The following is a 24,615-nucleotide window of genomic DNA, read 5'->3' on the forward strand; positions in this document are numbered from 1 at the left end:
GACCACAACCGGCGTTTCAAGCCAATTGTTGGTAATGGTTGCAAGGGACAACACATCATCAGGGACACTGGGTGCCATGGGATGATCTACTGAGATACCTTTGATGTAAACCACATTGCCCCCTGTGTTCAGTCCTATGCGGTCAATGCGGGGGAGTTTGTAAGTGTAACTGACGATAATATCACCACCTTGCGCCCCACCTGAGACAGTGATTTCCTGCGCTGTTACTTTATCAGCCGTGATTTTTGCGCGATAGCGGTAAGTCACCTTATAGCTGCTCCCTGCTAAAGGTTCGTCTCCCACCGGTGCCCAATCAATGGTGTCTCCTGTTTTTTTAAAATCTGTGCCTTCTTTAAATTCCTTGCTTCCTTGAACGATTTTGATAAACGCGGTGATGCTTTTATCAGGAACACCATCACGCCCCGAAGCAACTGCACCACGGGTGACGTTAACGGTTTTTTCTTTTGTCAACAAAAGAGACTGAATATCAGCAATAGGAAAATAATAGGGTTTAAAGGTGAAACTTGTTTTCCCTTTTGGGGGCGCAAAAATATGCGTTTCGCTTGGAACAACGCTTGTCGAAAAATCCTCTGGCTCTTCATGGCGCAAAGCTGCTAAGCGTTTGCGTTTAAAACCATTGATATTGGCTTCTCCCTCTTGAATGCTAAACACTTGGCAACCGTTATTTGCTCCCAATGCACTTACACGGCATCCCCCCACGATATAATGCCCATGGGCGCGGTCGTACGTCGCAATGGCTTGCATGGCCGGTTCAAGGAGTGAGGGCGATTTTTGATCAATCAAAACGCCATCTTGTAAGATATAGACCGGAAAGAAAGCCCCTTGCTGCTCATCATCTTTGAGAGCCCAGACAAGTTTTGCGACTTCGCGTGCCGCTCCGGGCTCTCCTTCTGCCAAACTGCCGGCGACTTGCCCCAAGAGCTCTGGATCATCTTCGTGTGTTATCCATTTTTTTTGCAGCTTCACACCAATTTCCAAGCGCCCAATCATGGCAACATTGTTGAGTACAGCTGGTGCAACGGGGAAAATATCGCCTGCGATATAAATCTTGCCATCCGTTAAAGTGACAGTCCTTGTCTCTTTATTGACAAAAGCATCAGCCCGTTCAACGCGGTCTCCTTCTTTTGCCACAAGGCGTCCCAAACGGTCATGACGCCCCCTGATGATGGTTTGAACCTCATTGAGTTCACCACTTTGAATAAAGGGACGCGTGCCATAAAACACCACGCTTTGTTGTTCCTCTTTGCCGCGAGATCTGTCAATTGCAAAGGGTAAACCACTTTCATGCTTCATGTTAAAACCTCAATAAAATTTTGAATTGTTCGCGAACATCAGCACGCAAAGGAATATTGATAGGTGTTTTAAGAATTTCTACACCACCACGCAGTTCATGAGCTCCAAGCCAAAGCTTGCCNTGTGCGGGCTGCAAGAAACAACAGAGTCCCGGTTGTAGAAGGGTTAAATTTGTTTCCACAATGGCTGTACACACCATCCAAAGCTTGTTCGACAGGCGCTACAGCATAGCATCTGCGATACCCAATCACGCTATTTTGGCTGTCTCTTAACACGAGATAAAGCGTGCGGTTGCTAAACCACTCTGCCATGAGTATATCGCGTTCATGTTTTTTGACCGAACACCACGGAAAATTTGCCATGTCCCATGGATAATCAATTTGATCCCAGCTTAACTCTTCATCCCCATCATCTATCCAATTGCCAATAAGCCTGCCTTCTTCTCTTGTGAGCGTGTGATTGATCTCTGTTGTGCGCCCAAAGGAAAACAAAGTGCCCCCAGCTGTTAAGCGAACACCGCTTTCATACTCCAATATGCTGTCATCAAGGCGTGACATATTGCATTCAACAGCTTGCACATCATAACCATAAACACCACGACGAAAATCAGAGCGCAAACTTTTGGAAAGGTCGGTAATCGCTTCAATGGCTTCAAGGCTTTTCCGTTCAGGCAACTGATCAAAATCAAGTTGAAAGGAATTCCACCATGCTCGCCCCGTCCAGGCGGGTTGAAAGCGTGCCGAAATCCCTAGCCATTCAAGCCCCACCTCTATTGCAGCAAGGGAGCCGCGCAAACGCTGCCATGCAAGCCCTTGGTCAATCAAATCATAGAGGTTTGGAACATAAGGCGAAAGTTCACCAAGTCCATATTCTTCAATCAACCATGGCAAAAAGCGGGGAGGGCGTGTGATTAGTTTTGCACGTGAAATCCCCAAAACAGAACCATCAATATCTTGATGAAAATCGCAAGCATCGGCAAGGCGCTTTTCAAATTCTGTTGCGTTTGTGGGAAGGAGGGAACCAACCATTAGCGCGCACGCCCTTTGAAGTTTAAGGTGATTTTTCCAATCGATAAAACTTCTTCATCATAAACCGTACTGTCCCTTGTTGGTGTAATGGCGATCACTTTTTGGACACCAGAAATCATGAGTTTTGAAATCCACCACGACAAACTTAATTCACGACCAATGGCTTGTTCTTGTCTCCATGCTGCTCTTAAATTTGTTTCCATTGTTGTGAGAATTTTCAAAGATGTTTCTGGTAACAGCCAAACATCTGCTTCTAAATCCAGCACTTTTTTGACAGCAGCGTGAACAATGATTGTATCATTGGTCATGATGATATTTTTTCTGTGCAGAGCTTCTGAAACTATTTGTATGAGATCTTCAGAGGCTGTTCCTTCTTCATTGTTGCCAAAAAGAGCAACATAGATGGTTGGGTCTTTGCCTTTACGGTAAACANACACCAGGGAAAATTTGCTAAATCCCATGGATAATCAATTTGGTTCCAGCTTAACTCCTCGTCGAAGTCATCTATCCAATTACCAATAAGCTTGCCTTCTTCTTTTGTGAGGGTATGATTGATTTCTGTTGTGCGTCCAAAGGAAAACAAAGTTCCCCCAGCTGTAAGACAGATACCGCTCTCGAAATCCAACATGCTGTGATCAAGGCGTGACATATTGCATTCAACAGCTCCAACGTCATAACCATAGGTCCCACGACGAAAATCAGAGCGCAAACTTTTGGAGAGATCTGTGATTGCTTCAATGGCTTCAAGGCTGTTTTGTTTAGGGAGGCTGTCAAAGTAAAGTTGAAAGGAATTCCACCATGCACGCCCAGACCATGCGGGCTTAAAATGCGCAGAAAGCTCTAACCATCTCAACCCCATCTCTATTGCCGCAAGGGAGCCGCGAATATTTTGCCATGCAAGTCCTTGGTCAATCAAATCATAAGAGTTAGAGAAATAAGGGCTTAATTCTTGCAAACCATATTCATCAATGAGAGAGGGTAACCAAGAAGGCGGACGCGTGATTAATTTGGCACGGGAAATATCTTCGAGTGCCCTTTTAACTTGAGGATCAACAGCCATTGCGTCAGCAAGACAACGTTCAAACAAGCTCGAATTCGGGGGCAAAAGTGAGGAAAGCATCAATAAGCACGCCCCCGTTCAAACAAAACAATATCCCCTAGTGCGACTGCTTCATCAGGTGCGACCAGAATATCCTTGCACGGTTGCGTTATGTTCACATGGTGCACACCCTCAACCATCAGACGACTGAGTATCCAACTTAAAGACAAATCACGCCCAAGCCTCCATGTGCACGCCCATTCTTCTCTCAAATTCTGCTCTGCTCTTTCCAAAACAAAGGAGCCTTCATCCGGTAACAACCAAAAATCAGCAGAAACATTGATCACCCGCTGCACCGCACTTTTGACCAAGAGAGTATCATTGGTCATTTTTACCTGTTTTTCATCAAGGGCGGCTTGCACCTTGGCAATTAAAGCTTCATCTGCCACCCCTGATGGACTATCACTAAAAAGAGCCACATGAATAATCGGGCTTTTGCCCACACGATAAACAAAAGCATCTTTGACATGGATATCACTGGAGAGCGCAAAATATTGATAACGTGGCGCTGTGCCCCCTGTGGAATGTCCTTGTCTATTTAAGCGAATGCGACGGCGAAACCGCTCATCATCTTCATCCAAAAGGCGCGTGACCCCATGAAAATCCCCCAAATGGTCTAAACTTGTCCCACGCGCAAATTCTAGTAAATTGTCTCGCACTACTTCATTGATCCGTTGGCGCAACAGCAACTCTTCATAAGCAGCCGCTTGTAATTGAATGACCACGGGGTCATAGGCGGTCTTTTCCACATTATAAGGAATATGATGGGCTGCAAAAACATCCATCAAACGCGCAATCTTTTGCTCTAAAATTGCTTCAACAGAAAGCTCTTCAATAATTTGTGGCAAAGGAATCTGTGAAAAGGGTAAATGTTCAAGCTCTGCCATAAGAGACCTCTAAAGGAAATTGCATCTCTTGCCCATGGGACCAATCCCCCAAATGGCCATCGGGATAAAAAACTCCCCTTAAAACAAAGTGGAATGTTCCCTCACGCGTTGCTTTGGTCAGATCAATCCTTTGCAATGAGAACCCAGGCTCTCCACATTCTGGATCATCAAGCGCGCAGGCAATAGCTTGATAAAGACGTAAGATTGTTGCAGGATCAGCATTGGCGTCTTGGAATTCTCTGACATCACACCCATAATGGCGACGCAAAACCCGTGTTCCTACCCTTGTCATTAAACATTTATGGAGTGATTGTTGGCAATGCGCAAAGCCATACAAGAGAGAGCCATCCTTTTCGCTCATCCCGCACCGCATGCTTTAAGCTCCTTTGCTTGTCTTTGTGGTAGAAACAGTTGGGGCCGCTGCAACAACAGGGGCTGGTTTTTCAGCGATCTGACCAAGCAGCAACGGATATTTAGCCTCTTCCTCACTTAAACAAATTTCCTCACCCTTGCCCGGTGAACGCTTGCCTGCAACAAAATCGGCATTGGTTAAAATAACATAAGTGTTCTCACGCATGATAAAACTCCTTTAAAGAGGGGAAGAGGTTGTGGAGGGACCCATTTTGACCCCACCGTGTTTGTGGCTTGCGCCAACAGATTTTTGATTGTGCTGCAAATCTTCTGCTTGAATATGCACACTGCCCGTTAATTCAACACGGGTTGCTTGATGAGAAAGCACCAAACCTTGTGCACTCAAATGAATTTGATTTTCCCCATGGGAGAGAATGAGCTCATCTTTTGTCATCCGCAAAGCGCCACCGGCATAACAGAGCGCCAACTCTTCGGCGTGACGGGCGGGATTAGGCGCATCCTCACTATAGCTATCGCGCACCACCAGAGAAGCAGAGCCAATTTCGCCATGGGGATTTAACAACCGCACCGGATCACCAACATGGAGGGGCATATTGCTTGAGAGAGTGCCAGAAGCTTCTTGCGCTTGTAGCCAAGGCGATAAAACCGCTTGTCCATTGGAACCCTGTTCGGAAAGTTTCACCCGCACCCTATGGCCATCAACTTGCACAACCCGCCCGATCATGTGCTGGTTGGCAAGACAGCGTTCAAGCGCATCAAGACGCTTCATGATTTGTCGAAAGGTATCACTTAAGAGATGTGCATCATTCATGCCCCACCTCATTGTCCCATGAAATCAAACCACTTTTGAGTTGTCCTTCATCACAAAAAATATCTTTTCCCAAATGATACAAATCTTGGTGCCATTCCACCACACTAATCGACACACCACGCTGCTTAATCGCCGCAGAGATAATCGGTTCAATCTGGACATCACGCGGGGCACTCAAATGCGTTAGCCCCCACAATTGCCCGCTATGGCATAAAACCGCAATAGCTTCTGCCAGAAGCCAACTTTGGATATCACGCTCTTTACCCGTGGTAATAATAAAAGCCCCTAAATGAAGATCAGTACTCTGCTGTCCAGAAGCCACAGAACTCAAGCGACTTTCTAACACCGCAACCCGTATTGCTGGAGCCACCAGCATCTGTGTTTCAAGCTCTTCTAAGTTAAAACGTCCAAATTGACAGCCGCAATCACGCACATCCGGTAAAGCGCCTTTAAGGCTTCTTATCACCGCTTCACGAAACTGATTAATGCGCCCTGCTTGCTTGACCGTTTGACTCATGAAAAGACCCTTTCCAGCCAGTCTTCTGCCGCTTTGACAATTTCCACTTTATTGTGCTCTGAAAGCCCCAAATAAGGGCGTGCGGGCATGGTCACTTGATGCACACAAACAAAGCGGTGTGCTTTGCTGCTTTTCAGAAAAAAGCGCAGTGTCTTGCCATTTTTCGGGCGAATAACCCCACCCAATTGGTGAATCCGCGCATAAACCAACCCAGAGCCCACAATCACCTGTTCTGGTGAAGCTTTCACATCAATGGAGCGTGAAAGCGCCCCACTGGCATAAAGAATGGAGGTGCGGGCATAATTGTTTTTCCACTTCTCTCCTTGGGCAGAGGTTTTTTCGCTTTGAATCCGCCGCCTTGTGCTCTCTTGGATAAGACGCCCAACCCCTTGTGCCAAAGTCCCCATCGAGCGATCAGTTCCCTTTTGCAAAAAGGATAAAGCCGCTTCAAGCCCTGTCTCTTTAATCTCAATATGGGTTGCAACAGACATATTATCTTCCCATCAAACGCGGTTTGGCATGGAAAAAAGCCCCATCACGCACGGGACCATCTTCGCTCATAATTTTAGGTTCATCGACCCCTAAACCCGCTTTGCCTTCCGCAATGCGTTTCAGTAAATCAACCGCCTGTTTGTAACGATCTTCAATAGTCGTGGTCAGTGCCGTATGGCGTATGGCTAAATTATAAACAGCAATATTGACACAGATCATACCCAAAGCCGCCGGCTGTCCAGCAATGGGGACGCAGTAGCGATGAGACAAATGCACATCAATCTCACCACTTGCCTGTTCGAGCGCGCGGGCAATGGCTTGCTCTGAAAAAACTGGATCAGAACTCTCATCCATCCCGCATAAGTCGGTCAAGAAATCAACGCCCCAGAGCTCTTCAATCAATGTTTTGCTTGCATAAGCCATGTTTAAAAGTTTCCCTTAGACAACTTCTTGCAACAAAACGCCGGCATCTTTTGCAGCGACCAATTCACACACGCGTTCCCCCACACGCACCCGTTTACCACCCGACAAGCCGATATCTGGATCTTGGATCACTCCAGACAAACGCTCGCCCAACTGGGCGCTAAAGCCCCAACTGATCACCGATCCATCTGCCTGTTGTTTGGTAGGATCAATATAAAGCAGTGCAATCTTATTGCCCCACACGCGTGCCAATTGTGCCGAACGCCCTTTACGTGCCAAATTCACTTGCGATTCACCAATGAGTAAACGATCGGGGTGTATTTCCATCAGATCAGCAAATTGCGCCTTGGTGACAAAACCATCAGCAGTGCCACCCCCTTTAACGGCTTTAATGATTTTGGGATGACGTTTGAGTTTTGACCAAACAACTTTGCCCATCACAATGGTGTTGGGCGTATAGACGAGACTTTTATCCATCGCCTCATCTAAAACAGCATAAGGATCAGATTTCTCATAATCGCTAAATTTATTCTCACCCTTAAGCGTAATCACCCGCTCTGGTGCGTAATTTTCACTTCTTTGCACAAGGGCTGCAACACGCACTTCACGCCCCAATTCCAGCAAATTGGCAAGTCCCTCTACAGCTGTCTTTTCGGGGTTATAACGAGAGCGCTTTTCTGCTCGTGCGCGTGCCGCTGCTTCAATATCTGAATTGGGGATAAGATCATCAAGTCCGTAATCTTTGACACTGGCTTCCCGTTCAAAGGCAGAAAATTCCACCACATTCGGGCGCCCTTTTCGCCCAACTTCAAGTTCAGGCACGGTAAAATTTTCCGCTAAAGGAAATTCACTATATTTAAACACCTCACTTAAAACACAAACGCGTGGCAAAACTCTATCGCCAATAAGAGAACCTGCTGGATTGCGATAACCAATAGCAATAGCAGTAAGTGTTGGATCAATGGGAAAAGGTCTGTTCATTTTATGCCTCGATTAATTAATTTTAAAAGAAATAACATCACCAGCAGAACCATCACTCATGGCAATACCAATCGTGCGATCTGCGGCTTCCGCTTTAATGGCGTGTCCTTTGGGGTCAGAGGTCAAAAAATCACCAAAAGAAACATTGCCTCCACAAACCACTTCGCCCCAGCCACATTGGCCAACATCAAGCATCTCACCAGCCTTTGCGCCCAAAGAACCAGCAGTCCCTAATAATTTATCACCCTTACCAGAAGCCGTTGCCACCGTTCCATCACCGCGGGCTGCAACAATGCAATAAGGTGAAATCACATCTATGGCGCGAAAAGATTTAATTAAAATCATCGTACTCATGATTAGCGCTCCTTTTGTTCGCAAATATAATCAACTGCTTGGCTAATGGTGATGTCGAAGCCTTTTTGCTTCTGCTCTTCCTTATAATGGCGTGCCGCAACAGCAATCTCTTCAGGTGCAAGCTTTGGTTCTTGTGCTAAGGCACACACTTCTAGAGGGCTTGTTGAGGCAAGCGCCGGCAACTTCTCGACCAAACTTTTAAAATGTTCCATCCCCCCTTCAAGGCTACAGAGCGCACGATATTCCTCGCGAGCAGCCGGCAAAATCTTACCCTCTTCAATGGTCTTATCTAAAAGACTCTCAATGGCACTGTTTTTTTGCTCTTCTTGCAAAAGCGCTAAATCTTCTCGCGCTTTTGTTAATTGGGCATTTAATTCTACGCGTTCTTTTTCGCGCGCTTTAAGCGTTGCTAAAACCTCATCCGCTTTAGCATCTTCTGCCAGCGATAGTGCACTGGCAATGGCTGTCAAATCCATCATTTTCTCCGTCAAAGTTATAGGGGGTATTTTGGGCTGTTCACGGCTTAAAGCCGTCATGACAAGGGCTGGACGATTGACCAGTCCAGCACCGGCTAAATTTAAAATTTCACCTTTCTTGGAATGGCGAAACTCAGGCGAAAGATAGCGATATTCTTGGGAAACAATCTTTTTAGCGGCCATATCGGTCCATTTAACACGCCCCCAAATCGCACCATCCCGCTCTGTTAATTCTTCAATCCAGCCACTGGCAGGTGCTTCTAGACCATTTCTCGCACGGTGATGTTGCCCATGCTCATAATCAATCACAAGCGGTCCTTTATTGGCTGCAAAGGCTTTTAAAATAGTTTGCGGGTTATAATGCCACTCTCGTCCATCACGTGCCTTCACATGGGGCGCTTTGGGCAAAAGCTCTACCCATTCAGGCGCTTGGCTAACGGTAGCGTCTTGGCAAAGATCTATTAACGCAGCATGAAATGTTTCTGCATCCCCATCTTTTTGATCTTCGTGAAATTCCTGTTCCATACATTGCCTATTGCTTTACAATTGTCATTGGCAATACAATGCATGAAACTTACTCCCACTATAAGTCTGACACTGTCAGTCAAAAGAGCATTTCTCAAAAAGCACTCTTTTCCCTATTATTCTCCTTGTGAGAGAAACCCCCGTGCCAAACCATCCCATAAAATCGTTTTCAAAGGCACTTCAAAGGCGATAGAGCGCCGTTGTGAAGTGAGAGGTACAATTTATCGCCTTATAAAAAAAAGCCTCTCTCAAGCCGTTTTTTAAAGATTGCTTTTGAACGTTGAAACTGTTAGATTACCTGCGAGGCGTGAGCCAGTTATGCCAGGGCGGCTTTGCCGGATCTGCGAGGAGTTGACCGCCCTCCACGCCTTCTCTTTTCACAAAAGCCAGCAGATCTTTTTCGGTGTTCTCTTTACAACAACCGTTCATCCTTCTTTTCAGCGGCGTTTAACAAACGTTGAATTTCGCGAAAGCTCTTTTTATGCATCGAGATAAGCCACCACTCTTGTTTGCTTGCTACCCATTTGACTGCAAAGCGCCACCATGCCCCACCATTTTCACCCAAAAACACAACACTCTGTGCATCTTTTCGTCTAATAACACCATGGGGGCGAATGAGTGTTTGAATGGCGCCCCGAAAATCATCCAAGCGAAGATCACGCGCTTGATGCTCTAACAAAATATGTTTCACACTGTCTGCGGATAAGCGAATAAGAGAATTTTCCGCTGCAAAAACATCACCCACCTTTTGTGGTATCGGTGCAATGGGGATAAACCCGCGAGGCATACGTCCTTCAAACATGGCTTCCAAAAGTGGTGAACCCACAATATCTTCAATGGCAATGCGTTTGTCATTGTCCCCCATCACAGAGACTTTATCACTCAAAAAATTGCTTAAGTTTTGCGCGCGATGTTTCCCAGGATTAGAATGCCAACCAGGATCAATCCCCTTTGGTATCTTCTCAACTTTCCCCGTCCGTTTATTGTGCCAAACCTGCTTTTCAACATGAAGTGGCTCTGCCCCCTCTTCATAGCCTAAATCTTCTGCTTCATAACGGCTTACCTGTCGCACACTGCATTTACACCGCCAACCATTGGGTGGATAAAGCCAATCCCAAACCGGATCATCAACAGGTGCCGTAAAACCCACCCAACTTTCATGTTCTAAACGCTTATGTTCTGAACTCGACAAAGCATAGGTGAGATAGGGCAAAAATTCTTTATTATTTTGTGTGCGCTCCCACTCACCTGCCGCATGCGCACTCATGGTATTGGCCCAATAGACCGTCTCTAAGCGTCGCGGGCTGCCCAATTGCACCACGCTCTTTTCACCAGTTTTGGGGTCAATGCTGGTCTTTTTACCCCACCAACCCTTTTCCTGTAAAATCGGCATCAAATTTTTTTGAAATTCTTGAAAAGGAACTTGATGTTTTATAGCCTCTCCAACCGCTTGTTTAAAATCTTCTAAAATGTCATAGCCTAGCGATTTTGCCACCGTAAAGGAAAAGGCATGTTCTTCTGGTGCTATATCACGCCAATCAAAGCTTGGAACAAGTGCCTTGGCTTCAAAATAACGGGTGACCTCTTTGGGGGCGGTTTTAAAAAGTTCCTCATCCATGATACCCAAGCCCACGTGCAATCATTTGCACCTTTGCCAAGCGCGCTGCTAATGCATGATGATCCATCTCGCCCAACAATTCATCTAAGCCTTTAAGGATATCCTCATAACTTTTAGCCTCTCTCACAAGCTTTTTAAAAGGCTCTAAAAGGGGTTCTAAGTCCTCTTCCCAGTCACTTAAAGCTTCTTCAGAAAGCCGGTCCAATTCGTCGTGATGTTTTCCACCCTGCTCTTTTGCACCCTTGCTCTCTCTTGTCACAGAAACATCAAAAACACCTCCACAATCAGCACAAACATGAGCCTTTTCTCTCCTCTCATCATCAAGCGCATTATCAGGAGCCTTTAAAACATCCTCTTCCTTTTTTGGTTGCGAAAAACCAATCTTATTGCGCACTTCTTGCGCCCCAACACGCAAACCCAAGGGCACAAGTTTTTCCAAAGCGTCACTGATGGCTTTAATATCTTCATTTTCCGAAATCGGCCAATAGACAAGGGGAGTGCGCTCTTGGCGCCCAAAATTAATCTCAACAAAAGGCACAATTAAATCACGATTAGCCGTTAAAGCTAATTGGCGTGCATCAGCTCTTGCAATATCATGGCGCACATTTTCATGAATGCGCGCTTGCGAAAAGGACGAACCATCATCCGTCGTCATGGTTTGCCCCAACACACCTTTAGAAATTTGTCGATCTAAATATTCCGCCTTAGAAGCAAACACCGCATTGCCACTGCCCCCTGCCGCTTCAATAAATTCAATCTCCATCTCTTTGGGAATAATCGCTGCCGCATCACTGGATAAATCACGCACTGCTTGAATGAGAACCCGTCGCTCCTCATGAGAAGAGCTTGCCCCATATTTACCCACACGCAAAGGCATGCCATAAACTTCTAAAAATGCCATCCAATCTTTCAGTGTATAAGACTTGAAGAAAAATGCCCAAGCTGCAAGCCGCGCAAGCCCAGAACGAATAGGCAAACCGCTTTTTAACTTGGGTCTGTGAATAGAAAATTTATAAGCAGGCAATTCACTTCCATTAAAAGACCCCTCTTCTTTTAAACGCAAATGAAAACCATCCCGCCGATCCAATTGAAAAAACCGCTGGTCACGCCATTTCCAAGCAACCGGCCACCATTCCTTGGCACTCTTGTCCCACAAGGTTTCTACAACCGCATAACCTTTCCCCAAAGCATCCAATAAATCCGTCACATAATCATCAACAAAGGTAGGCGCACTAATCACTTCCCGCACCGCATCTGCTATCTTTTTGTCCTGTGCACTATTGCTTGCGGCAATCACTCCAGGCTCCACCCCTGTGAGAGCATTTTTACGCATGCCAAGCACAGCACGATAATGCAAATCACGCTCTTCCATATCATCGGCAAGTTGGAAAAACTGCTCTGGATGACCCTCTGCTGCCTGTTGTAAAATATCAGCAAGTTGCGCAGGGGTCAGACCACTGACAATGGTTTGTGACCACACATCACGAATACCATTAACGGTAGGGCTTGCAACTTCTCGCTCCAACCCTTTGATATTAAGCGCCCTGCCCCACTGATCTACAAGTTTTACCATCTCATCATCCCATCAATAAATTTTTAATCGCATTGTTGAAAAAAAAGGCGTTGAAAAGAGCGAGCTTTCATCAAAACGATAAGCCTCTCTCACAGGTGTATAATCATAAATTTCAGGAGTTTGGCGGCTGGCAAAATAAGCCAAAGCGCAAGCAATCGCGCTATCACCATGACGCATAAAACCATCACTGCCTTTAAAACGATGATTGTCTGGAATTTTCACAATGCCATTGACATAAGCAAGCGCTTGATGATCGGCAACAATGTCACTATCGCGCGGCAAAACAATCGTCCCATCCCCAAAAGCTTCTAAATAAGCCGGCATTTCCTTGCCATACCAACTTTGTGACAAGGGCACTTCCTTCACACAAGCCCCATAACGCTGCGCCGCTTTTTCGGCTAAATAAGCCCCATTGCCCCGCGCATCTAACGCGCCGCCCATCAAACGCGGCAAACCATTCACCCCATAAAATAAAATCTCTCTTTGTTGATCAAACGGCGTATTGCGCAATTCCACCATAAACCGTACACGGCGCACCAAATCTTGTCCCACCTCCATCACCACAATCGATGTCGCATCGCCACTCCGCGCAAAATCAACACCAAAAACATGTTGGCGCCGCCGGTCAAGCCCAGCATGAAGAGGTTTTATATGCTTCTCACACCAAGCAAAAGCAGCAACACTTCGTTGATGTTCCGATTGATTTTTAAAATCATCCACACAAGCAAAACGCAACAATGCAATGTCAGGCGCGCAACAATTTTCAATCTGCAAACGTGTTAAAGCCGCCCCTTCTTGATCGGCTGGTATGGCATCTAATTCTTGGCGCATCGCAGCCAAACGCACCCCATAAGAGGCACGAATTTGCTCTTCCCATTGTTGCTCAGATGCTAAACTCCACACCTCCCCCTTCATGGCACAAACCCGTTTAAACAAGCCATTTTTAACAGCAACACCAAAGGGGTAACAATGCACCGAAAAAGGCACTTTGCCTGCTCGTGCTTCACGGATCAATTCATTGAAAGGATTGAGCACACCATTATGGGTGGAGATCACACGGATCTTGCCTCCCCAAATGAGCAAAGCATTGACAGCATCCAAAACAGCGCGCACATCTTGATGAAACGCCGCCTCGTCAATCACCACAATGCCCTGTAGTCCGCGAATATTTTCAGGGCGGCTAGAAAGCGCCTCAATCCGAAACCCCGAAGCAAAACGCACCCGATAAGCAGAGATATATTTCGTTGAACCATCCGCCCTTTGATCAGAGAATAAAAATTCCTCAACATCCCCACTATGGCTCGTAATTGCCGAAGCAAAATGGCTCACATAGCCAATAAATTCCCGCCCCTTGTCTTTGGTGTCACCAATATAAAAAACATTATCGCCCCTCGCTTCACGTGCCGCCGCTGCAATCAGTGTATCATCCAAAGCTTCTGCAAAAGTAATGCCGGTCCGCCGCCCCTTTTCCACCAATTTTAATGGGGACTTATCTTCAATCCATGCCCGTTGATGCGCCATCAAAACGCCTTCCGCTAAGGGATCACTCTCTTTGGGAAAAGTACTTCTCTGCCAAATATCAAAACCACTTTGATGATCAAAGACATGACTTTTTGAAAAGGGCTGTTCAGCCATGTTTTACCCCCAACACCTGCGCACGAATAGCTCGCGCTGTTTCTTCTGAGAGCCCCGCCGCCGCCGCTGCTGCGTCAACCGCTTTGCTTGCTTTGCTGGTAAAATCTTTTTCCAACTTTTGCCGTCTGGTGGTCGACAAATGTTCAGCCGCCAACACGCCTTTAAGCGCATTGGCCAATTCTTGTGCTGCCTTTGGCGAAAGGTTTTTCCCACTGCTCAACGTGGAAAAAATCAACTCCTTAATCGCTGCCGCCGTCAAAAGAGTGATATTATCAGAAGCTTTAGCATCAAAGCGCTGCGAGAGGCTTGCTGCAATTTCTCTTGTCTGTTCTAGGCGCCGTGACATCACGGCTAGCCGCAAAGAATACCGATTAAAACTGGAAAAGGAGGGTATAGAAAAGCTTAAACCCATTTCTTTTTTTAAAGCCTTCAAAGCTGCTTTAAATTCATCATAAATGGCTTTTTGCGTCTTCTCACGCCCATTTAAAGCCTCAGCAGCAGCAGCAATAATTTGATCACAAGCTTGCGGCAATAAATCAATCGCCGTTAAACGTCCACGCCCGACCTTGCGCATCCTTCACCTCGTCTTTTATTGATGAACGTTTAGGCCGCTTAATCCCCTCAATGGAAAAGCTTCGGTCTAAATGACGCGCTCCCCGTTCTGTTAATGCCGCAAGAAAAACCGAACCCACACATTTTAAAGTAACAGCACCTTGATCTTCCATCCATGCCAGTTCATTATGCACAAAATCGCGATCGCGTCTGATGCCATAACTGTATAAAAGCCGCTCAATCATCGCACTCGATAAAGTTTCACTGCGCTCACAAGCAAGCCCTTTTAAAATAATCAACCGCGCTTCTTCACGGATGATTTTATCCATATCTGCTTTCATTTCTTGGCATTCTCCAACAAAAACTCTTGCAAGCGCTCACCAATGGCTGCCACCGGTTGTAATTGTGCAGAAAGCGTGTTGAGACGACCATTCAATTTCTCCATATTCACTTCCAATCTTTGCAGCGCATCACGATCAGGCAAAAAATCCATCTCTGTTTCTAACTTTTGCACACGCTCTTTAAGCACTGTCATATCTTTCAGCATTTCCCGCGCACCGGAAGAAAAATAGGCTCTCAAAACCCCACAAATCGCAATAACCGATAACAATAAAGACAACCAGCCATTGGCAACACTGATATCCAAATTCACTTAAAAGTCCCCTCTCTTTTGCCTAAAATCGCCCGCTCCGCAGCTTTTCTACGCTGTTCACAAATCAATAAAGCAGCACGATCACGGCTCCAATAATGCACCACTTCGCGCGCATTCAAAGCACGCTCTGGCAATAAAGCTGGGCGGGCACACGCCATGCGAACAACAGGCGGCAATTCAACCGATAAAAAATGATAAGAAAGGCTACCCACCGGCTTGTGTGTTGAGCAAGCGCACACGCTCAAGCCCAATGCCACCGCCAGTAACCGGCAACTTCCCATTGACTTCCTCCATTTTTGTAAGCTTTTGTTCCAAAGCCGAAATCACCCCTTGCGCTTGATGCTCAGCTTCCAACGCTGCTTGTCTTTGTCGCTCTTGTACAAGCAGTGCACGTGCTGAAGCCTTGGCAATCTCCAACTGCCAATACAAATCACGCGCCTTTTCCGCCTTTAAAATTTGCGCTTTCATAAAGCCAAAAGCCGCCAACATCACACTGACCAAAAAAAGCAGACCAAAAGACAGTTTTGAAAGTGGGCTAAACATTGCTTTTATCTCCCCACCTCGTTATCTCCACCCCATCATAGGAGCTGCTATGCCGCTTATGGGAATGTTTCCTATTAGAAAAATCCAACGAGCCAAAGCCACGATGCACCCCCAGATTGCCAACAATAATCGCCACCATCGAAGGAATAGAAATGCTCGCCATATCAACAATATGCGGAGCCCCCCACAAACCACCAGAAACAAGCAAAAAAATAACCCCCCAAGCAAACCAAAAAGACCACCATAAATAGAGCCTAGAACCACGATAAGAGGGCTTCATGCCTTTACCTCGCCTCCAAGTCCCAAAAGCTTTTTGGCGCGGTTCAAATAAATCAAACGTTGCACAAGTCCATTTCTTCCCCCATTGATCGCCTTGGTAATCCCTAGATAATCATCTTGATCAGCCAGCCTATTCAAGCCTTTCATTTGCCAAAACCAAACAGCAGACCAAAGCGCTGCTGGAAACTTTTCCAGCTCTTGCGGAAATGCCTCACAATCAACCGCTTGTTCATCGACTAGGCGCCAAAACTTCGTAAAACGACGATAATTATTGCGCCCCGTCAACTGGATCAAACCACGCCCCTTAAAGTGCACCCCATCCCCAGGGTTGACATTGCCTAAATCACGCCGCCCCTCATAAGCGCGCCCTGAGGCATATTCACAAACAGTAAAAAAGCCATCACTCTCATGGGCACATTGGCTTAAAAAATGTGCAATACGCAACGGTGTTGTGAGTGCCCCATAAGATAAAGCTTTAGGCAACACGCGTGCCATTTCAACAATAATAAAATCTTGGCGCGCATGATGCGCCAATTTAGGCGCAAGGCGATGAAGAAAAGAAGCATCTATTGAAACCATAACAAACCACTCAATGAATAAAAATTCATTCGCAGTTTATCGGATTTCAAACCCCCAATATAAGCCTGACACTGTCAGTCAAAACTCTCAATACTCATAAAACTCTGAAAATAACGAACCTTGTGGTTCTTGCAAAGAAATTTTCTTCTTCAAGCGATAAGCTGTGCGCACATGCATACCAGAAACAGCAGCGGCAGCATCCACCGACCAGCCTTTTTGCAACGCTTGCACCATTTTTTGCCGCCGTTCAGCATCTCTGCCAAGGGGGATAAGAAGGCGCACACCCGAACCATTAAAACAAAAATGGTTGATCAATTGCTGCGCCTCTTCAAACCCAACAATTTCAATCAACCAATCCGCACTCTCAAGACGCCCGGGTATATAAACTTCTCGTCCACCAAAAGCCCGCATCATATTCCATGCTGCTTCACTGCCCGCAACATCAGCTATTTCACGCAATAAGGCAGGAAAATCGCTATAGATTTCCTCTTGCATACATGCTTACCCCTCGCTTTTTACACTTTTACGGATTTTCCGCCCCCAAACATTCATCACTTCTCTAAAATCGTTCCCATTCATCTCGCCCAAAGCTTTACCACTTAACGCCATAACACTTTGATGAAAAGCCCCAAGCTCAAACACAGCATCCGGATTTAAACACTTCCATTGGGCACATAAAATGGAAATGCTTGGTTTCTTCCTCCATGAATCTTCGCGGTTTTTCCCTCTCCAGTCAACCCCACCCTCACGCTGCAACCAACCTTTCAACGCCTCAATGGCTCTGCATGCATCATCGCTATCGCGTAAAAAGCGAATATGATCAACGCCTGTCTGTCTTTTCACAAAGGCAAGCAACGCCTTATCTGAACGATCACGAATAATGCCAAGATTCCACCCAGCAATCCAAAGCGCCTGGAGCTTCTTGGCATATTTTCCCTCTAAACGCTTCCCATTCGGCTCAAAACCACACGCTTTCATTTCAGCGATAACCAAGTGCTTTTCTGAAAAATTCAAATCTTTCGCCGATTGCTTGCCTGTTAAGCGATAGAGCAGTGCGCGATAGGTCTCATCATCAAGACCTAACGCGCGTTTTCCCATATGAAGGACAGCTAAAGACATCTCCCTCCCCTCATGTCTTCGCCAGATCAATGGTCACAGCACGCCAAGCGCTTTCTAATGTATCGCGCTCATAAAAACGCACATATTCCTTAGATGTCGTCACACGGATCGCTTCACGAATGGCACGCATCGCCTCTTTCCAGCGTGGATCATCAATATCCAAACGCAACAGCATAAAGATCTCCCCCCGATTCACCTTGCCTTCTTTATCCGTATTAAAAGCACGCGTAATAATCGCACGGATTTCAGGGCGCGCATCCGCAGACCACTCATTCAAGCACTCATCAAGAAGGCTTTTGGCAATTTGCAATTGCGGTCCAAAATCAACACTTTCCTGTACCTGCACCTTAATGCGTTGCAAACCATCAAAGCTTGTGTAAGTACAATTGCCCTTTTTGCCACGCCGCTCCACACCATATTCTTGCGCAAGCAAGCTATCAAAATCACTCAAATCCGCAATCGTATGGTTGTTAAAACGTGCAATCCTTGCCGATAATTCTTTCGCAAAACCCATAATTTTGCGTACCGTTTCATCCTCTAACAAATCCGCAGGGCGGATCAAACTTACCGGCACCAAAGCCCCTTTCGCATCCTTCATATAACGCGTACCTTCAAGTTCAATTTGTGGATTCATCACCAACTTCCTCCTGTGTTTTTTGAAACCGACGAAATGGCACAACATCCCCTGAAGAAGGCGCACATCCCGCTTTCAATTGCCAACGACACCGCATAAGCTCATGACCTAAAACGTGGTTATAGCCTGCCAAACGACGCAAATACTCATTCAATTCTCGAACATCTTGTCCATGCATAAAAATCCCATCCATTTCATGTTTTAACAAGGCAGAGCGCAAAGCAATCAAGCTATCTCTCACCATATAGGGGTTGCGTTCCATCATCTGCTTCCTCCAAAATCCATATAAATCACACAATTGCTCTCATCCGCATCAGAGCCTTCACACTCAGCCAAAACTTCTGAAACTTGGCCTTCCAAAATCGCATCGGCCTCCCCCAAACGGTGAACACTCAACTCCAATTCAAGCAATAACGCCAAATCAACACACAATTTAAGCTTTTCTCCAATATCAAAACCGCATTGATAATCGTCATAAAGACCAAAAAGCGTATCGGATAATTCTTTGTCGCATAAAGAGATCATGCCAATTCCTCCACGTCACGGTTTTTCCATGCCGCTTTGACATGTTTCAGGGTTACCTCACACCCATCTCCAAGCGCTGCCATGCGTGCCAACATCATGGTTTTGTCAATTTGCCGCAAAGCTCCAGCCTTTAAGCCTATCCCTGTCAAAAACTTTATCGCACCAACATCTTCAATCCCCCAATCATGAATGCGCGCCGCAATATCCTCACTATAGGGCTTGCGCCGTTTCAAATGCATCGCCAATCGGCTTTTAATTTGCGCATAAGAGGGACCATTTTGACGATGAACCAACCGTCCAGAGATTTCATCATTGCCAACCAAAGCCAACCCCGTACCATTGATATCAACAAAGTGGCGCAACTGATTAATCGCTTCATCCGTTAAATTTTGCGCCTCATCAACGATCAACAACGTGCCACTGCCCACGCGCTCTAACTTTTTGCCAATAGCACGCGTTAAGCGGGTGGGATTATATTCCACCACCTCCAATTCTGCTGCCATATCATTCAAAATACCGTGAACACTGCGCGTATGCGGGCTTGCTGTCACCAGATAAACATGCGGGCGGGTAGAGCGATAATGACGGCAGGTTTCGGTCTTACCACTGCCCGCATCAAGCGTAATCATCACCATATCTCCCGTACTTTGTGCCAGTGTTAAAGTATCAATAATCTCACTGGCAATTCGATTCCTCTGAAAGGCTGGTTTTTCAGGAATGCGCTCCAAAAACCCCGCCGTTTCCTTTAAAACCTCAACCCATTGTTGAACCTTTGCATTTTGCTTACCCAATTGCCCCGCATAACTGCCCGCATACCATTGCGAAAACGTCCCATCCGGCATGCCTATGCGCCGCGCCACCTCTGCTTTCGACCAATCATTCATTTGCCCCAAAGCTCTCACCGCATCCACAAGCTCATTCCATAAAGCAATGTCATCACTGTTGCGGTTTTGTGCTGTTCCATTAGGCTGGATTTTAGGTCGCGCCCAAGGATTTTTATCGACCGTTGCATTTATCGCGTTTTTCATGTATATTCCCCTCTCGTATTGATTTTAGACTGTTGATAAGGGGAAGGGCTCCCACCCGCCCCTTATCTTTTGTCTTTAGAATGAACATTTAAAAGCCGTACGCGATACTAAAACGGCTAACCTTGCAAATCCCCTCTCTTTCTCACACATCAGGGAACTTGCTAACTCCACGCATCTCACCCGATCAGGCAAAGACACCTAGAAACTTCATGTATTGATTAGACTATGAAATGGATAAGATTCCTCCCCCCCTTTCTTTGTTAACGCTTCAAGCTGGTACGCGATACAAAACCAGCTTCCTTTTGAGAATTCTTACAAATCCCCCCTCTTTCCTTTCCTATCGTTTAGGAAACTTGATCACCTCACGCCCCTCATCAGAGGCGGAAAGCTTTCTCAAAGCTTTATGCAAGTGTTGACTGAATTCTTCCTCCCCCAAAGCCTCATCATCGTCTGCTTTCAAAGCTAAATTCCCCACATTGTTTGGCATCAAGCGGCTCACCTTTGGCTTTATCGGAAGCTTCGATTTGAACGCTTCATCCTTTTTCTCAAGGCGACCATAAACATCGGCCAAGTGATCAGGCGCAAGCTTTGCCGCTAGCTGTTTTTCTGCTTTAACAGCCTTCACATATTCTTTACGCAAACGCCCATTCAAGCGCGCTGCCTGCTGATCATAAAAACCTACATCACAAAGGCATGGTGCCAAACAAAGCAACCGATTATTCAAATCATAAACCCGTAAATCTTGATGCAAATTATCCGGATCAAAGCGTACAATCACTTTTTTCCCCGCATGCTCATTCAACGCCCGCGCCCAATAACGATTGCCATAAAAATGGATCTCCCCCGTACCCTTTTGCGCACGCAACGCCTCTGAGGTCAAAAGCCATAAAGCCCGTTGTGCTGCACTCGCTTGCCGAATAATCGTCCCCTCTGCTTGCAAGCTCTCAGTAAAGGCCTCATCAAAACTGCGCCCCGCACAATTAACCGCCTTACGCCCTGCTTGCGCATTGTGTGCACAAATTTGCGCACCAACATGGGCTTTAAACGCTTCAAATCCTATCGCGCGTTTTCCATAATCTTCAGGCTTGGCATCCGGTTTATTGCCCGTATAAGCCCCCGCACAAAAGGGATGTTTCGAAATCGCTTCTGCCAGATCACGCCATGCCCGCTCAATCGGTTTAGACTGTCCGCTATAAGGGGTGGTCCATTGCAATTGCACCCCCAAACTCGTCAAAAGCCCCTGCGGATCATCCGGCTTAATCTTAAAACGAAAACGGTTTTGCACACCTCCAGAAATCCACTTGCTGGTAAAGGCACGCCCATTATCCAAGGTCATACGCTCCGGTATCCCATAAGCCTCTACCATGTCCCCAATCACCAAACGAACGATTTCCCAAGTCTCAGCATCTGACAAGCGCCACGATAAAATCTTGCCCGAATAAAGATCTTGTATCGCTATCAGATAAAGCCGCACAGGCTTCTCTGTCCAAGGAACATTCACAAAAACATCCAGCTTATGCCCGTCCATATTCACTGCTTGCAGTGCATGCAAGCTCGAGCGATCACGCCGTTGGGCTGGATAAAGCTTTTTTGCCTTTTCTTCTCCCTCACGCGCTAAAACCACAACCGCTTTGGAAACTTGCGCCTTAAAACGACGCCGCAAAGCCCGCTCTGAAGGAATGGGCTGCCAACCCCGCTCCTGCGCAACCGAAACCATGCGCCGATAACACGCCGAAAAAGCAGGTTTAGAGGGGCGCAAATAATCCGAACAAAAAACCTCCCACGCCCCCTCATGACACGGCGCAAATTGCGAAACATTCTCCTCACCATAACAAGGCGCTAAAGCTGCCAACCAATCAGGGCGCTCATACCCCTCCACCATCTGCCGCCAATTAAAAAGCGACATCCGGCTCACACCAAATTGCACCGCACTCAAACTTGCCGCATCATGCACACCCATACCGGCATGGAGCAAATCTTCCCAAAAGCAAAGTGCCTTCAAACGCTCTTCACAGCGCCTTTTATGCGCCTTTGAAAGCCCCTCATAACGCACCCAAATACTTGTCTTTTGCTCCCCTTGCGTTTGTTTCACATCAACAGCCCCACCAAACCGCACCAACAATGCCGCCCGTGCCCCCTCCGGCAATAACGAAATGTGATACTCCCAAACCGGCTTGGTTTTGCCTCCCACTTTCCTCGAAAGTTCAGAGTTTTTTCTCCAATATGCCCGTCCGTGGTTTTCAAGACTTTTATATGTTTTCGGCAACCCTGGCAAAGCTGCCTCAGCCAATTCGGCAATAGTAAACCATTCCTTCATGGCTGCCCCCTTTTAATGCGAACCGGCGTTGCGCGCATGAGTTTCAATTGCGCTGCAATCTCCCGCTGTTCCTGCTGCAACCGCGCAATCTCTGCTAAACGTGCCTCATCCCCTTGCAACAGCAACAATCCATCTTCACTCACCACCTCATCCCAGAGCCAAAATGCCTCTGTCGCCCGCACAAATGCCTTAAACCGCGGCAGGGAAATATCCACCTGCTTACTTTCCGCAACATAAGCATCCAAACTCGCCTTACTTAAACACCCAATCCCTAAATAATGCGCCATACGCTCCGCAATCACACTGCGCTCATGCCGGCATTCTCTCAAAGCCCGCGCCATCGCACGCTTAATGCGTGAGCGAAACCGCCCTAAATCAATCTGCGCAACGGGTTCACGACAAGGAAAAACCGGCTTTTGGAAAAAATCAAGCTGCCCGGAACCATGCCTCTTCATGACAGCACCTCCCCCGATTGCTTGTTCAAATAATCATAAAACCGCGCCTTTGTCTGCGCATCTGCTCTCTGCCAAACACCCAATAACTGAGCAAAAACCCGCTCTTGTTCATTAATTTGCGGAGGTGTATTAATCCCATTGACCAAATCAACAGCCCGCCTCAAATCCCCCTCAACCTGTTGCAAAGCAATTGCCACCCGCCGTTGCGCAACCGGCTCCATCTTGGCTAATTTCAACAATTGCGCTTGATTATCCGCCAATGCCGTCCCCCGCAAAACAGAGCGTAATTCTGGCTGTAAATACTTGGAAATACGATTAAGTCGTCTCACTGACTCTTCAGATAAACCAATGCGATCTGCCACATGTCTAGCAAAGCAAAAAGTAACTCCCTTATCACTTTCTTCATCGGTATGAGCAATTCGGTCAACTTGACCGAATTGCTCTTTTTTGACTTTATGTTGATTACTACCGTCCCCACCAACCTTAATTTCCCCATACTTCTTTTCCCACAACTCGCGGTAAGTCTGGACAAAAAGCGCACGGTCAATAACAGACAACTCATTGCGAAAGAGGTTTTCAGCAACCTCTAAAAGCGCAGCATTATCCTTATCCGCCTGCACCACAACCGCATCAATGTCACTATAGCCCAAAAGCTCCGCAGCACGAAGCCGATGCGCACCAGCAATAAGCGTATAATTGCCCTCTTTAGCATTGGGGGTATGGCGCACCGTAATCGGATTCATCAATCCCTCTCGCACTATTGATTGTGCAAGTGCCTTGGCATGCTCATCATCTACAGGGCGTATACGCTCCGGTACCACAATCACATCAAGAGCAAGCTTTTGAAACTGTGCCATCACGCTGCCGCCTTTCTGATCTCTTTAAAGAATAAATCCATCGCATGCCCCGCCCATCTTCGATAAGCTTTCGCAAATACAGGTTCTTCCAAACGCCGGTTAATCACTTGCATAGATAGAGAAATAGAAGTCCGCTGACGTGCCTGTATCGCAACAATACGCCGCCGTGGCACCTCAAACTGATAATGCAAAATATGAATAACAATCTGTCGTGCTAACGCCGCATCAAATAAGCCATGCGGGGGGTCAATAATATACCGGATCGGCAGATGCTTAAATCCACTACTCACGGCTTTTAAAGAACAGGAAAGCATCACCTGTAAACGTTCAACTTCTGAATAAGGATTAACGATATCGTTTCTGACATCTGGGGTCCATAAATTACAAGCAACAACCATAACCACCCCCTATAAAAACAATATGACCACCATCTAATCGCCAGAACCAACCCATGCAAACGGCTGTTCTATGATGCAACTCTATGCAATTTATCTTGCCTATTTCGTATTGATCTTTAGACATTGATAAACCTTTTTATCTTATGGTATTTAAATTCATGGCAAATGCGCAAAAACGCAAAGCCGTGTAACGAAGTTCAAGCAGCATTACCGCGCAATGTGGAATGCGCACGCGAATCTGTGTTGGCATGTTTTGCTGCTTTAAAAATGCGACGGCGACTTTTGGGGTAGCGGTCGCTAAAAACCTGCTCGACGGGCAAACCGATAAAATCGGCAATAGCACGTTCGGCTTTCTCGTTAGACCGTGTCCAAATGTGTTGAACACTGGATGACGATAGTTGATAAGCTTTCGCGAGCTCCGCCAAGGTCATATTACGGCGGCGTAGCTCGGCTAAAATGCTATGGCGATCCCATACTTGAATGCATGTTTGGGTGGTTGTCATAAACTTCGCTCCTGCTTCAAACGGATGCTCAAACCATCCGTTTTTTGTGGGGTTAAATGTATAATAAAC

The 24,615-nt window shown here is 46.5% G+C and carries 33 protein-coding genes and 3 pseudogenes; all 36 read right to left on the bottom strand.

The window, feature by feature from the left end; genetic code table 11:
• Positions 1 to 1,314, bottom strand: a 1,314-nt coding sequence (locus ACFIK2_RS07685) for a DUF4815 domain-containing protein (RefSeq protein WP_375677110.1), incomplete at its 3' end; no start/stop codon positions are given.
• Position 1,315: 1 nt separating this feature from the next.
• Positions 1,316 to 2,342 (bottom strand): annotated as a pseudogene (locus ACFIK2_RS07690) (phage tail protein).
• Positions 2,342 to 2,773, bottom strand: a pseudogene (locus tag ACFIK2_RS07695) (baseplate assembly protein); the annotation flags it as partial. The pseudogenes ACFIK2_RS07690 and ACFIK2_RS07695, both read right to left, overlap by 1 nt.
• Positions 2,774 to 2,775: 2 nt before the next feature.
• Positions 2,776 to 3,462: pseudogene (locus ACFIK2_RS07700) on the bottom strand (phage tail protein); the annotation flags it as partial.
• Complete coding sequence (locus tag ACFIK2_RS07705; RefSeq protein ID WP_375677111.1) at positions 3,462 to 4,328, bottom strand: baseplate J/gp47 family protein; 867 nt, start codon at positions 4,326 to 4,328, stop codon at positions 3,462 to 3,464. The pseudogene ACFIK2_RS07700 and the gene ACFIK2_RS07705, both read right to left, overlap by 1 nt.
• Positions 4,315 to 4,701: a GPW/gp25 family protein gene (locus ACFIK2_RS07710; protein ID WP_375607977.1), complete on the bottom strand. Its 387-nt coding sequence runs from the start codon at positions 4,699 to 4,701 to the stop codon at positions 4,315 to 4,317. The genes ACFIK2_RS07705 and ACFIK2_RS07710 overlap by 14 nt, the downstream gene beginning before the upstream one ends.
• 3 nt (positions 4,702 to 4,704) lie before the next feature.
• The gene (locus tag ACFIK2_RS07715; protein WP_375629470.1) at positions 4,705 to 4,905 is read right to left on the bottom strand and encodes a hypothetical protein; all 201 of its coding nucleotides are present in this window, start codon (positions 4,903 to 4,905) and stop codon (positions 4,705 to 4,707) included.
• 12 nt (positions 4,906 to 4,917) lie between these two features.
• On the bottom strand, positions 4,918 to 5,511 hold the full coding sequence (locus ACFIK2_RS07720; RefSeq protein ID WP_375677112.1) for a baseplate assembly protein: 594 nt from the start codon (positions 5,509 to 5,511) through the stop codon (positions 4,918 to 4,920).
• Entirely contained in the window at positions 5,504 to 6,028 is a 525-nt protein-coding gene (locus tag ACFIK2_RS07725) for a hypothetical protein (RefSeq protein ID WP_375677113.1), read from the bottom strand. Before ACFIK2_RS07725 ends, ACFIK2_RS07720 begins: the two co-directional genes overlap by 8 nt.
• Positions 6,025 to 6,519, bottom strand: coding sequence for a phage virion morphogenesis protein (locus ACFIK2_RS07730; protein WP_375677114.1), 495 nt, complete (start codon positions 6,517 to 6,519; stop codon positions 6,025 to 6,027). The genes ACFIK2_RS07725 and ACFIK2_RS07730 overlap by 4 nt, the downstream gene beginning before the upstream one ends.
• 1 nt (position 6,520) lies before the next feature.
• On the bottom strand, positions 6,521 to 6,943 hold the full coding sequence (locus ACFIK2_RS07735) for a gp436 family protein (protein ID WP_375677115.1): 423 nt from the start codon (positions 6,941 to 6,943) through the stop codon (positions 6,521 to 6,523).
• Positions 6,944 to 6,958: 15 nt separating this feature from the next.
• Positions 6,959 to 7,924: a capsid protein gene (locus ACFIK2_RS07740; protein WP_375668588.1), complete on the bottom strand. Its 966-nt coding sequence runs from the start codon at positions 7,922 to 7,924 to the stop codon at positions 6,959 to 6,961.
• 12 nt (positions 7,925 to 7,936) lie between these two features.
• Complete coding sequence (locus tag ACFIK2_RS07745; protein ID WP_375677116.1) at positions 7,937 to 8,278, bottom strand: hypothetical protein; 342 nt, start codon at positions 8,276 to 8,278, stop codon at positions 7,937 to 7,939.
• A 2-nt stretch (positions 8,279 to 8,280) separates the two neighbouring features.
• Positions 8,281 to 9,279 (bottom strand): phage protease, encoded by a 999-nt coding sequence (locus ACFIK2_RS07750; protein WP_375677117.1) that lies wholly within the window; start codon positions 9,277 to 9,279, stop codon positions 8,281 to 8,283.
• A 412-nt stretch (positions 9,280 to 9,691) separates the two neighbouring features.
• Entirely contained in the window at positions 9,692 to 10,897 is a 1,206-nt protein-coding gene (locus ACFIK2_RS07755) for a phage minor head protein (RefSeq protein ID WP_375677134.1), read from the bottom strand.
• Positions 10,890 to 12,470: a DUF935 domain-containing protein gene (locus ACFIK2_RS07760; RefSeq protein WP_375677118.1), complete on the bottom strand. Its 1,581-nt coding sequence runs from the start codon at positions 12,468 to 12,470 to the stop codon at positions 10,890 to 10,892. Before ACFIK2_RS07760 ends, ACFIK2_RS07755 begins: the two co-directional genes overlap by 8 nt.
• Before the next feature lie 12 nt (positions 12,471 to 12,482).
• Positions 12,483 to 14,105 (bottom strand): hypothetical protein, encoded by a 1,623-nt coding sequence (locus ACFIK2_RS07765; protein ID WP_375677119.1) that lies wholly within the window; start codon positions 14,103 to 14,105, stop codon positions 12,483 to 12,485.
• Positions 14,098 to 14,679, bottom strand: coding sequence for a phage protein Gp27 family protein (locus ACFIK2_RS07770; protein WP_375624034.1), 582 nt, complete (start codon positions 14,677 to 14,679; stop codon positions 14,098 to 14,100). Before ACFIK2_RS07770 ends, ACFIK2_RS07765 begins: the two co-directional genes overlap by 8 nt.
• Positions 14,642 to 14,998: a hypothetical protein gene (locus tag ACFIK2_RS07775; RefSeq protein ID WP_375612320.1), complete on the bottom strand. Its 357-nt coding sequence runs from the start codon at positions 14,996 to 14,998 to the stop codon at positions 14,642 to 14,644. The genes ACFIK2_RS07770 and ACFIK2_RS07775 overlap by 38 nt, the downstream gene beginning before the upstream one ends.
• The gene (locus tag ACFIK2_RS07780) at positions 14,995 to 15,309 is read right to left on the bottom strand and encodes a DUF2730 family protein (protein ID WP_375633887.1); all 315 of its coding nucleotides are present in this window, start codon (positions 15,307 to 15,309) and stop codon (positions 14,995 to 14,997) included. Before ACFIK2_RS07780 ends, ACFIK2_RS07775 begins: the two co-directional genes overlap by 4 nt.
• Positions 15,306 to 15,521, bottom strand: a complete 216-nt coding sequence (locus ACFIK2_RS07785; RefSeq protein WP_375633720.1) for a hypothetical protein — start codon at positions 15,519 to 15,521, stop codon at positions 15,306 to 15,308. The genes ACFIK2_RS07780 and ACFIK2_RS07785 overlap by 4 nt, the downstream gene beginning before the upstream one ends.
• Entirely contained in the window at positions 15,514 to 15,852 is a 339-nt protein-coding gene (locus ACFIK2_RS07790) for a hypothetical protein (RefSeq protein ID WP_375633719.1), read from the bottom strand. The genes ACFIK2_RS07785 and ACFIK2_RS07790 overlap by 8 nt, the downstream gene beginning before the upstream one ends.
• Positions 15,845 to 16,132, bottom strand: coding sequence for a hypothetical protein (locus ACFIK2_RS07795; RefSeq protein WP_375612317.1), 288 nt, complete (start codon positions 16,130 to 16,132; stop codon positions 15,845 to 15,847). Before ACFIK2_RS07795 ends, ACFIK2_RS07790 begins: the two co-directional genes overlap by 8 nt.
• Positions 16,129 to 16,710 (bottom strand): glycoside hydrolase family 19 protein, encoded by a 582-nt coding sequence (locus tag ACFIK2_RS07800; protein ID WP_375613744.1) that lies wholly within the window; start codon positions 16,708 to 16,710, stop codon positions 16,129 to 16,131. The genes ACFIK2_RS07795 and ACFIK2_RS07800 overlap by 4 nt, the downstream gene beginning before the upstream one ends.
• 87 nt (positions 16,711 to 16,797) lie before the next feature.
• The gene (locus ACFIK2_RS07805) at positions 16,798 to 17,205 is read right to left on the bottom strand and encodes a helix-turn-helix domain-containing protein (RefSeq protein ID WP_375629092.1); all 408 of its coding nucleotides are present in this window, start codon (positions 17,203 to 17,205) and stop codon (positions 16,798 to 16,800) included.
• 6 nt (positions 17,206 to 17,211) lie between these two features.
• Complete coding sequence (locus ACFIK2_RS07810) at positions 17,212 to 17,829, bottom strand: regulatory protein GemA (RefSeq protein ID WP_375677120.1); 618 nt, start codon at positions 17,827 to 17,829, stop codon at positions 17,212 to 17,214.
• A 10-nt stretch (positions 17,830 to 17,839) separates the two neighbouring features.
• Positions 17,840 to 18,463, bottom strand: coding sequence for a DUF3164 family protein (locus ACFIK2_RS07815; RefSeq protein ID WP_375613741.1), 624 nt, complete (start codon positions 18,461 to 18,463; stop codon positions 17,840 to 17,842).
• Positions 18,447 to 18,725: a hypothetical protein gene (locus tag ACFIK2_RS07820; protein WP_375677135.1), complete on the bottom strand. Its 279-nt coding sequence runs from the start codon at positions 18,723 to 18,725 to the stop codon at positions 18,447 to 18,449. The genes ACFIK2_RS07815 and ACFIK2_RS07820 overlap by 17 nt, the downstream gene beginning before the upstream one ends.
• A complete protein-coding gene (locus ACFIK2_RS07825; RefSeq protein ID WP_375677121.1) occupies positions 18,725 to 18,988 on the bottom strand; it encodes a hypothetical protein in 264 nt (87 codons plus the stop codon). The genes ACFIK2_RS07820 and ACFIK2_RS07825 overlap by 1 nt, the downstream gene beginning before the upstream one ends.
• A complete protein-coding gene (locus ACFIK2_RS07830; protein ID WP_273790128.1) occupies positions 18,985 to 20,016 on the bottom strand; it encodes an AAA family ATPase in 1,032 nt (343 codons plus the stop codon). The genes ACFIK2_RS07825 and ACFIK2_RS07830 overlap by 4 nt, the downstream gene beginning before the upstream one ends.
• 337 nt (positions 20,017 to 20,353) lie before the next feature.
• Positions 20,354 to 22,333, bottom strand: coding sequence for a transposase domain-containing protein (locus ACFIK2_RS07835; protein WP_375677122.1), 1,980 nt, complete (start codon positions 22,331 to 22,333; stop codon positions 20,354 to 20,356).
• Positions 22,330 to 22,788 carry a hypothetical protein gene (locus ACFIK2_RS07840; protein ID WP_375677123.1) on the bottom strand — a complete coding sequence of 153 codons (459 nt, stop codon included), beginning with the start codon at positions 22,786 to 22,788 and terminating at the stop codon, positions 22,330 to 22,332. The genes ACFIK2_RS07835 and ACFIK2_RS07840 overlap by 4 nt, the downstream gene beginning before the upstream one ends.
• Positions 22,785 to 23,645, bottom strand: coding sequence for a ParB/RepB/Spo0J family partition protein (locus ACFIK2_RS07845; RefSeq protein ID WP_375664245.1), 861 nt, complete (start codon positions 23,643 to 23,645; stop codon positions 22,785 to 22,787). The genes ACFIK2_RS07840 and ACFIK2_RS07845 overlap by 4 nt, the downstream gene beginning before the upstream one ends.
• Entirely contained in the window at positions 23,645 to 24,043 is a 399-nt protein-coding gene (locus ACFIK2_RS07850) for a hypothetical protein (protein WP_375677124.1), read from the bottom strand. Before ACFIK2_RS07850 ends, ACFIK2_RS07845 begins: the two co-directional genes overlap by 1 nt.
• Positions 24,027 to 24,167 (bottom strand): hypothetical protein, encoded by a 141-nt coding sequence (locus ACFIK2_RS07855; RefSeq protein WP_273755279.1) that lies wholly within the window; start codon positions 24,165 to 24,167, stop codon positions 24,027 to 24,029. The genes ACFIK2_RS07850 and ACFIK2_RS07855 overlap by 17 nt, the downstream gene beginning before the upstream one ends.
• A 73-nt stretch (positions 24,168 to 24,240) precedes the next feature.
• The gene (locus tag ACFIK2_RS07860) at positions 24,241 to 24,546 is read right to left on the bottom strand and encodes a helix-turn-helix transcriptional regulator (protein WP_273783612.1); all 306 of its coding nucleotides are present in this window, start codon (positions 24,544 to 24,546) and stop codon (positions 24,241 to 24,243) included.
• Between the last annotated feature and the right edge of the window lie 69 nt (positions 24,547 to 24,615).

Source organism: Bartonella sp. AP88XZML (assembly GCF_042195565.1).
Classification (GTDB): domain Bacteria; phylum Pseudomonadota; class Alphaproteobacteria; order Rhizobiales; family Rhizobiaceae; genus Bartonella.